The organism is Streptosporangium sp. NPDC023615 (assembly GCF_040640155.1).
Classification (GTDB): domain Bacteria; phylum Actinomycetota; class Actinomycetes; order Streptosporangiales; family Streptosporangiaceae; genus Streptosporangium.
In genome coordinates this window covers 1-8,263 of record NZ_JBFABE010000123.1, presented here as the reverse complement: position 1 = coordinate 8,263, position 8,263 = coordinate 1, and the positions used below count along the sequence as shown (strand labels likewise).

The following is an 8,263-nucleotide window of genomic DNA, read 5'->3' as shown; positions in this document are numbered from 1 at the left end:
CCTGGTCATGGTCACTGAGGTGGCACACCCGTCCGGGAAACCGGCGGAATCGAAGACCTCAGGCCCTACCGCTAGGAGACACCACCGCGCCAGCTCCCGACCCTACAGCGAAATAGTTCAGGGCAACTGGGATTTCTTGGACCTCACTGACGGCGTTCCGGTCCTTTCGGAAGGAGTCGCCGAAGGCCGTGAACAGACGTGGAGCCCCCGGTAGAAGAGCTCTCACCACAAGCGCTCAACCGGCCAGAAGGCTCCACGTGATTGCTCATCGTGCCACGCTCGACGTCTCCCGCGTACTGGTTCACCACGTTGCCGGGTTGCTGAGGACAGAGCGCCGACTGCGCGGCACGCCCACCGGCAGCCGGGCCCTGACCCCGTTCCGCCAAGCGGTCATGGTGCTGCGCTGGTTCCGCGGCGAGAACGACATCTGCAAACTCGGCCGCGACCACCGCATCTCCCGCGCCACCGCCTACCGCTCCCGGGCGACGCGCTCGGCGGGCATCGCGGCGCGCAAGCCGATCTCCTCGGTGATGGCGGCCAACTGCCGGCGAGCCTCGGCGACGGTGGCCGGGCGACGTCGACCGGGGAAGGCCGGCGCGGCCGCCGGGACGGCCGGGACGTCGTCCTGCTGATCATGTCCCATCATGGTGGGGGTCCCTCTCTCGTCGAGTGCAAGGTTCGGGCGGGTGATCGGGGCGCGTCCAGGTGTGCCGCCTGGACGCGCCCGCCGCTTCAGGGGCGATCACGCCAGGTGGTCGCGGTCCCAGGTCTGCTGTGCGGCGGCCGCCGACGCCAGCGCCTTGGCGGCCTTGTCCAGGGCCTCGGCGGCCGTCTTCACCGCCGAGAACGGGTCGGCGTGCCGCCCGTTGGGCGCCTGGCGCGCGAGGTCCTGGCCGAGCAGCCGGCGGGTGAGGGTGTCCAGCGCAGCGGCGCTCTGGTGCAGGCTCCAGATGTGCTCTCCCAGGGCGGGCAGCGGGGTAACCGGCCCGCGGCGCCCGTCGAGCATGGCCTTGACGGTGGGCTGGGAGACGCCGGACTGCGCGGCCAGCACGCGCTGGGCGAGGCCGGCGCGTTCGCCGTCGGCCAGGGCCTCGCGCAGCTGCTCGTCGACGTCGGCGAGTAGGTGGCGCACCGGCTCCAGGGCGAGCTGGAGCTGGCGGGCCTCGCGCAGCCGGGTCACGGCGGTCTGCACGTTGAGCGGGAAGTAGTCGGCCGAAGCGTCGTCGATGATCACGGGAACCCCTCGCATGAGCTGATCGGATACCTATCGGTAGATTACCGGTACCGATAGGCACCCGATCGATTTATGCCGAACGGACATGAGGCAACTCACGGGAAATGCCCGAGCGGCAGGCGAGGTCGCCGTCCACGAGGGAGGCCCTCCGCTCCCGAACATGTCCCTAGCCGCCAGGGCGGCCGGTCACGATTGACCATCGCTGGCGACCATCGCCTCGTGGAGACCGCGCGGACCGATCAACCTGGCAGGTATGAGGTGGTGGCCAGGTTCTCCCCGGTTCGTGCTCGCGGTGCTGGGCGTGGTCCTGGTGGCGGTGCTGGGGTGGGTGCTGGGGCCGGGGGCGGCGTGGGTGCTGGAGCACTTCGACGGGGTACGCGACCTGGCCGGCAAGGATCTGGCGGCGGCGCTGGACGCGGTACGCGGGCGGGCGCTGGCGATCGCCACCGGGCTGATCGCCTTGGTGGCGGTGTACTACACCGCGCGCAACGCCGCCACCGCGCGCCGCACCTTCGAGTTGAGCGAGTAAGGCCACCGGTTGAGTGAGCAGGGCCAGGTGACCGATCGCTACACCAAAGCGATCGAGCAGCTCGGCTCTGACAAGCTCGACATCCGCCTGGGCGGTATTTACGCGCTGGAGCGCATCGCCCGCGACTCGGCCCGCGACCATCCCACCGTCATGGAGGTGCTGGCCGCCTTCATCCGCGAACACTCTCGAGACGTCAAGACCGATGAAACAGAAAACGAGCAGCCTCATAGTCGGAAGTTGAGAACTGATCTGCAGGCCGCGCTCACCGTCATCGGCCGACGTACCCTCGCCCACGACACGACCAGCGCGAAGATCAACCTCACCCGCGCGAACCTCTCCGGCGCAGACCTCTTTGGCGCAAACCTCGTCAACGCGGACCTCTCCGGCGCATACCTCACTCACGCGGATCTCTCCAACGCAAATCTCACCGGTGCGTACCTCCTCGGCGCGGACCTCTCCGGCGCGTACCTCTTCGGCGCGTACCTCTTCGGTGCGAACCTCGTCGGTGCGAACCTCTCCGCCGCGAACCTCGTCGGGGTGAACCCCGTCGGGGTGGACTTCACCGCCGCGAACCTCGATGGCGCCATAGGGCTGCCTAAGGATGTGATGCATGCGTACCAGGAGGGGGTGGAGTTCAGCGGAGACGGTACCGGCGCCAGAGAGGAGCTTCCGCCAGAGGCGGCCGAGACGAAAGAGGAACCCGGTCCGCCTAGTTCCCGATAACTCATGGGAAGGGGACACTTCCCGCAAGTTCCCCCCTCGGAAATCAGAGCAAAGCGGACGTGACGCGTGCGGGTGGCGCGGTGCGGCCTGCGGCCGGACAATCCGACTATGGAGCGAACCGTGCATGTCCCCTACGTCCTGGAACAGGACGAGAGCGGGGTGTGGTGCGCCCACGCCTGGCTCCGTCCCGGCCGCGGGGCGCACGGGGAAGGGGCCACGCCCCAGGAGGCGACCGGCGAGTTGCGAGAGGCGCTGATCGGGTTGATCGAGGAGTTCGGTGCCCCGGACCTGCTGAGCCTGGCGGTCGAGGTTTGATGCCGCTCACCCCGTCACGATCGGGCGCTCAGGTGGTCGACCTCCTGCAGCGCGCCGGGTTCACGCTCGCCCGCGTCTGCGGCAAGCACCACATCATGCGCCATCCCGACGGACGCGCGACCACGGTCTTCGTCCAGGAGGGCCGCGATCTCGCTCCGGGCACGCTGCGCGCGATCCTGCACGATGCCGGCATGACCCGCCACCCCCCGGTGCTCCTGCGCCCGGCCCTGGCCCTTCGAGGGCTGCTGAGGCGCCGGTCATAGCGCGCGGCAGTGCCAGTTTCCGCTCCGATGTTCCTCACGCCCCGGCTCTGACCGGGGCGCCGTGAAGCTCCTACCGCTCGCGCCCGGTGTCGGCGTCGTCGGCATCCCGGCCGCGTGGCCGTGGCCCGTGGCCGGCCGCGCGAGCGAGGGCAGCCGGCGGGCACCCGGGCGACGGCGGGCACGTTGATCCTGTAGACCCATCTCCCCGGGAGGCGCCGTGATGCTCGTACCGCTCGCCGTCAACGTGACCAGCTGGGGCGGCGCGGTGGGCGCCGGGATCGGCCTGGTCCTGCTGGCCGTGGCCGATCGCCGGCGGCGCGCACGCCGGGCGCGGGAAGAGCGCACCACGGTGGGCTGGGTGCTGGGCTGGCGGATGCGCGACGGCAGCCTGCACAGCAGGACGGCGCCGGCCGACCTCGACGAGCTCGACGTGGATCGCCTCGCCGGACGGAAGTCTCTCGAGGCGGGCGTGGTGGAGACATGGGTCTCCTGGCGCACCCCGGAGGGCACCGCCCGGCGCTACTACGCGAACGGCGGGCGGCTCTGACCCGGGCGCCGTGAGGTTCCGTTCGCGCCCGGCGTCGGTGGCGTCGTCGTCGGCATCCCGGCCGCGCGGCCGTGGTCCATGGCCGGCCGCGCGGGCGAGGGTGCGCTATTCGCCGTAGCGGGCCGACTGCCAGTCCTCGGCAAACGCTGCGGCTCGGTCGTCGGGGTGCTCGTCCTCGCCCGCCTTGTCGACGAACGTCTCATACGGCGGGTCGAACACGCTGGCGGAGTAGCAGGGCTGGCAGATGCCCCAGCTCCACACCAGCGGGCGGACCTCCCCGCAGGTGCCGCACGGGCCGGGGCCGGGGTCGGAGAAGGCGGCATCGTAGGCGGCCCGGCGTTCGGCAGCCCAGCGGGCCCGGTCCTCGGCGTGGTCGGGGTGGTACAGCTCGGCGTAGGTCTTGCCGCGGGCGCTGGGGTCCTCGCCGCGCTCGGTGCTGCTGCGCTCAGGGAGCAGGTCCATCACCTCGCGGTCGCCTGAGCGGCCGGGGCCGTAGACGTCGGCGAACGGGTAGCGGTGGCCGACGACGCCGACCAGCAGGTGAGCGGCGGTCACGCAGGCACCTGAGCGGGAGTCGAACCACGCGACTTCCTCCCATGCCCGCTCCGGGGTCCACACCCGCAGGCAGTACCCGGGAGCCTCACGCTCGGGGATGCCAGGGCCGAGGACCGGCCGGGGGATCGGCGCGGGGGAGGCGGGCCGTACACCGGGCGGTGTCGCGCCGAACTCCGGGCAGGGACGGGCGGCGCGCGGCGCGGGCCCGGCCTCCACGCGCAGGAGCTGGCGGCGGCCGCCGTCCTCGGCCGGCCCCACACCGTCGCCACCCGGTCGCCGCGGTTCCAAGCGACCACGGCACGGGCGACCTCGGCGGCCCGGTCGGCCGAGCGCGTCCAGGCGCTCGTCCACCAGGCGGGCGCGCTGCCGCCGTAGTCGCGGCCGTAGATCTCGCCCTTGTCGTATCCGGGGTCGGCGAACACCAGGACCTCGTACGGCAGATCCGGGCACGGCGGGACCTGCCCGTCCGGGCCGGGACCGGGAACGGCCAGATGGCGGCCGGCGGACTCCTCGCGCAACGCGGTGGTGTACTTGGCGGCGCCGGCGCGCACCGCGGCACGAGCACGCTTGGCGGCGCTTGTCTGCTTCTTGGGCATCGTGTGCTCCCTTGAGCGGCGGGCCCCACGCACCTGCCGGACGGGGCTACACAAGCCGGGCAGGACGAACCTTCAACCTCGCGGGCCCCTGGAGATCTTGACCGACGATGCCGGGAGGCGTGGGCACCCCGGCACGGTGGACGGCGGTACGCGTCTGGCCGTACCACCACGGTAGCCCTGCCGCTGTGGGCCCTGGCCGCCAGCTGGTTGACGTTGCCACCCACCGCGCTCAACACCCGCTACGCGGCCGCCACCTGCCGGGCCAGCGCCCGGCGCTCGGCCACCGCCATCAACCGCTCCCCGTGCGCCAGGGAGGCCAGCATCGTCTCGGCCAGCAGGTGCGGCACGCTCATCCCGGCGGCCGCGGCAGCCGCCTCGAGGCGGCGCTGCTCGGCGTCGGTGAAGCGCACCGTGTTGCGGTTGCCGCGCCCGCCGGCCACCCGGCGACGGCGCCCGCCCGGCCGGGACCCGGGTGGCGGGGAGGAGACCTCTTGGACGTCGACCACCGGCCCCCTTCCCAGCGAAGCGACCCCGCCCCCAGGCGGGGACAGATCACCTACGACGGTAGACAGGTGATCAGCCGGGGCGAAAGCCCCGGGCCGCAACCGGCGCCGATCAGGCGCCTGACCCTCAACTCGCTCCCTTCGGACGATGCCCCGCACCCGGCCCGCGACCTCCCGGCCGTGTCGCGCGCGGATTCGATGTCAATGGATGTAGAGATCCGCTCACATCGACGCTCTCGGTCCCCAGCACGTTCAGAAGAGCCAGAACCTCGGCGTCACGGGATCCTGCCGGCGCACTGTAGAGCACGAGGTTCTGGTCGCGGTCGGTGAGCGTGACCGAGTCGCAGTCGACGGTGATCTCCCCGACGACCGGGTGACGGAAGGTCTTCGTGAGCATCGGCACGGCCTGCACGTCGTGCCGCTCCCAGAGCCGGGCGAACCCGGGGCTGCCGTCGCGGAGCTCGTCGACGAGGTCGATCACCGCGGGGTCGGACGGGTAACGGGCGAGGGCGGATCGAAGCCCCATGACGGCGTGGTGCCGGAACTCCGCGGCGTCGGAGATCCCGTACAGCGCCGCGACCTCGCGCGCCGGGCCGAGGAACGCCCGGCGCGCGAGGTTGCGGTCCTTGGGTGCGAGGGCGGAGAAGTCCTCCATGAGCGCGGCCGCGAGGTCGTTCCACGCGAGCACCTCGAACGCGGCGGACGTCACGAAGGCGGCCGTCTGCGGCAGCCGTTCGAGGAGCGCGAGGATGCTCGGGCGGACGTCGCGCCGGTGCAGTCCGCAACGGCTGGGCGCGGTGCCCGCCAGGACGTGGAGGTGATCGGACTCGGCGTCGGTCAGCCGCAGCGCGCCCGCGATCCCGGAGAGGACCTCGCCCGACGGGCGCGGTGCCCTGCCCTGCTCAAGCCGGACGTAATACTCCGTGGAGATGTGGGCGAGGACCGCCACCTCCTCGCGGCGAAGACCCGGTGTCCGGCGCCGCGAACCCGAGGGCAGGCCGACGTCACGCGGCCGGAGCCGCTCGCGGCGGCTCCGGAGGAAGGCTCCGAGCTCCTGCTTGTCCATCCCCCCAGTGTGCACGCCGGGCGGCGACGGATCCTGGTACCGCCTGTGCCTGTATCCGGCCGGGAGGCCGGCCCGACACTGTCGTCATGACGAAGACCAGCGAGATCGCGCCCATCGGCCTGCTCACCGGCAAGGTCGTGTTCATCACCGGCGCCAGCCGCGGCATCGGGGCGGCCGCGGCCCGGCTTTTCGCCTGCGAAGGTGCCTGCGTGGTGCTCGCGGCCCGCAGCACCGACGCCCTCCGGCGGATCGTCGCCGAGGTCCGCGCCGGCGGAGGCGTCGCGGATGCCGTGACAGTGGACCTCGCTGACCGGGCGAGTATCCGCGCGGCGGTCGATCACGTCGAGGAGCTGCACGGACGGCTCGACGGCGCGTTCAACAACGGCGCGGCGATCCAGCGGCCCGGGCCGCTGGACACGACGAGCGAGGAGGACGTCGAGGAGCAGTTCACGGTGAACTTCCGGGCGCACTGGACCGCGATGACGGCCGAGGCCGCGCTCATGCGCCGGGGCGGTGGCGGGGCGATCGTCAACACCTCGAGCATCGGCAGCCGCCGCGCGAACCCGGAGCTTCCCGCGTACGGCGCGATGAAGCGCGCGCTCAACAGCATCACCGAGACCGCCGCCGTGACCTGGGGGCGGCAGGGGATCCGCGTGAACAGCATCACCCCCGGCGGTACCGCGACGGAGATGATCGACACGTGGGAGGCGGCGTCCCCAGGTGTCGTCGAGCGCATCAACGCGGGCATCCCGCTCGGCCGGATGGCCGAGCCTCGTGAGGTCGCCGAGGTGGCCGCGTGGCTGCTCAGCGACCGGGCCTCGATGGTGACCGGCGCGATCTTGCCGGTGGACGGCGGCGCCGGCGCCTGAGGGGGAGAGCCAGGGCAAGCCGCCGTCGCAGCCCCGTCGATCATCGAAGGGACCGGTGAGACCAGCAGGCGGCGGCACGGAGACACGCGCTCGGTGAGCCCCCGGCGACGGGGTCGAATCGGCACACGCGGCCGAGCACGGCGGGGCAGGGTCTCAGAGGTCGAGGACGAGGTCCTCGCGGGGTTGCGAGCAGCAGATCAGCGCGTTGCCGTCGGCGGGGGCGTCCACCGGTTCCGGTGAGTAGCCGATCGTGCCGGACAGCAGACCGCTCTCGCAGGTGTGACAGATCCCGGTACGACACGACCAGCGGGTCGGCACGTCGCACGCCTCGGCCAGGTCGAGCAGGCTCTCGCAGGCGCCGTTCCAGGCGACGGTGAGGCCGCTGCGCGCGAACGTGACGGCGGGCCCGGCTCCCGGCGCGCCGGCGGGCGGGTGCGGGGAGCGGGCGGCCGCCGGGGTCACACCCGGCGTCAGCGCCGCCCGCGCGCCGAAGACCTCCGTGTGGACGCTCGCGGGGGCGAGTTCGGAGGCCACGAGGGCGGGCGGCAGGTCGCGCATGAAGGCGGCGGGGCCGAGAGGTAGGCGTCGGCGCCGTGCGGGACGCCGAGACGGCCGAGCAGTTCGACCGACAGCCGTCCCGCCGTGCCGTAGTCGGCTCCCTGACGGTCGCCGGGCGCGGGGCGGCTGTAGCAGACGTGCTCGTGAGCGTTGGGAAGCAGGGCGCGAAGGCCGTCGCTCTCCGCGGCGAACGGGTGTTCGGTGCCGTCGCGCGTGCCGTACAGCCACCACACCTCGCCGGCCACCCGGCGACGGCGCCCGCCCGGCCGGGGCCCGGGTGGCGGGGAGGAGACCTCTTGGACGTCGACCACCGGCCCCCTTCCCAGCGAAGCGACTCCGCCCCAGGCGGGGACAGATCACCTACGACGGTAGACAGGTGATCAGCCGGGGCGAAAGTCCCAGGCCGCAACCGGCGCCGATCAGGCGCCTGATCCTCATCTTGCTGAACTGGCTGAACTGGCTGAACTGGCTGAACTGGCTGAACTGGCTGAACTGGCTGAACTGG

General features: G+C 72.3%; 13 protein-coding genes and 1 pseudogene. 7 read left to right on the top strand and 7 right to left on the bottom strand.

Annotated features, from left to right (window positions below; genetic code table 11):
* Positions 1–362 precede the first annotated feature (362 nt).
* Positions 363–476, top strand: a pseudogene (locus tag AB0G16_RS37860) (IS5/IS1182 family transposase); the annotation flags it as partial.
* Between the two features lie 266 nt (positions 477–742).
* Here the strand turns inward: AB0G16_RS37860 and AB0G16_RS37855 are convergent.
* A complete protein-coding gene (locus AB0G16_RS37855; RefSeq protein WP_362815708.1) occupies positions 743–1,249 on the bottom strand; it encodes a hypothetical protein in 507 nt (168 codons plus the stop codon).
* A gap of 238 nt (positions 1,250–1,487) precedes the next feature.
* On the opposite strand from AB0G16_RS37855, the gene AB0G16_RS37850 reads away from it, so the two are divergent.
* From AB0G16_RS37850 to AB0G16_RS37830, 5 genes are all read left to right on the top strand, one after another.
* Entirely contained in the window at positions 1,488–1,763 is a 276-nt protein-coding gene (locus tag AB0G16_RS37850) for a hypothetical protein (protein WP_362815706.1), read from the top strand.
* A gap of 27 nt (positions 1,764–1,790) precedes the next feature.
* Complete coding sequence (locus AB0G16_RS37845) at positions 1,791–2,486, top strand: pentapeptide repeat-containing protein (protein ID WP_362815704.1); 696 nt, start codon at positions 1,791–1,793, stop codon at positions 2,484–2,486.
* A gap of 108 nt (positions 2,487–2,594) precedes the next feature.
* Positions 2,595–2,801: a hypothetical protein gene (locus AB0G16_RS37840; protein WP_362815702.1), complete on the top strand. Its 207-nt coding sequence runs from the start codon at positions 2,595–2,597 to the stop codon at positions 2,799–2,801.
* 32 nt (positions 2,802–2,833) lie between these two features.
* A complete protein-coding gene (locus AB0G16_RS37835; RefSeq protein WP_362815700.1) occupies positions 2,834–3,064 on the top strand; it encodes a type II toxin-antitoxin system HicA family toxin in 231 nt (76 codons plus the stop codon).
* A gap of 217 nt (positions 3,065–3,281) precedes the next feature.
* On the top strand, positions 3,282–3,611 hold the full coding sequence (locus AB0G16_RS37830; protein WP_362815699.1) for a hypothetical protein: 330 nt from the start codon (positions 3,282–3,284) through the stop codon (positions 3,609–3,611).
* A 105-nt stretch (positions 3,612–3,716) separates the two neighbouring features.
* On the opposite strand, the gene AB0G16_RS37825 is transcribed toward AB0G16_RS37830, so the two are convergent.
* The 4 genes from AB0G16_RS37825 to AB0G16_RS37810 form a co-directional block, all read right to left on the bottom strand.
* Entirely contained in the window at positions 3,717–4,166 is a 450-nt protein-coding gene (locus AB0G16_RS37825; protein ID WP_362815697.1) for a hypothetical protein, read from the bottom strand.
* The gene (locus AB0G16_RS37820; RefSeq protein ID WP_362815695.1) at positions 4,163–4,762 is read right to left on the bottom strand and encodes a hypothetical protein; all 600 of its coding nucleotides are present in this window, start codon (positions 4,760–4,762) and stop codon (positions 4,163–4,165) included. The genes AB0G16_RS37825 and AB0G16_RS37820 overlap by 4 nt, the downstream gene beginning before the upstream one ends.
* Before the next feature lie 239 nt (positions 4,763–5,001).
* Positions 5,002–5,268, bottom strand: a complete 267-nt coding sequence (locus AB0G16_RS37815) for a hypothetical protein (RefSeq protein WP_362815693.1) — start codon at positions 5,266–5,268, stop codon at positions 5,002–5,004.
* 124 nt (positions 5,269–5,392) lie between these two features.
* On the bottom strand, positions 5,393–6,331 hold the full coding sequence (locus AB0G16_RS37810) for a helix-turn-helix transcriptional regulator (protein WP_362815691.1): 939 nt from the start codon (positions 6,329–6,331) through the stop codon (positions 5,393–5,395).
* Positions 6,332–6,417: 86 nt separating this feature from the next.
* Between AB0G16_RS37810 and AB0G16_RS37805 the strand changes: the two genes are divergently transcribed.
* Positions 6,418–7,200 (top strand): SDR family oxidoreductase, encoded by a 783-nt coding sequence (locus tag AB0G16_RS37805; protein WP_362815689.1) that lies wholly within the window; start codon positions 6,418–6,420, stop codon positions 7,198–7,200.
* 153 nt (positions 7,201–7,353) lie between these two features.
* Here AB0G16_RS37805 and AB0G16_RS37800 read toward each other — a convergent pair whose 3' ends face one another.
* Positions 7,354–7,758 carry a 2Fe-2S iron-sulfur cluster-binding protein gene (locus AB0G16_RS37800; protein ID WP_362815687.1) on the bottom strand — a complete coding sequence of 135 codons (405 nt, stop codon included), beginning with the start codon at positions 7,756–7,758 and terminating at the stop codon, positions 7,354–7,356.
* On the bottom strand, positions 7,671–8,069 hold the full coding sequence (locus AB0G16_RS37795) for a hypothetical protein (RefSeq protein WP_362815685.1): 399 nt from the start codon (positions 8,067–8,069) through the stop codon (positions 7,671–7,673). Before AB0G16_RS37795 ends, AB0G16_RS37800 begins: the two co-directional genes overlap by 88 nt.
* Between the last annotated feature and the right edge of the window lie 194 nt (positions 8,070–8,263).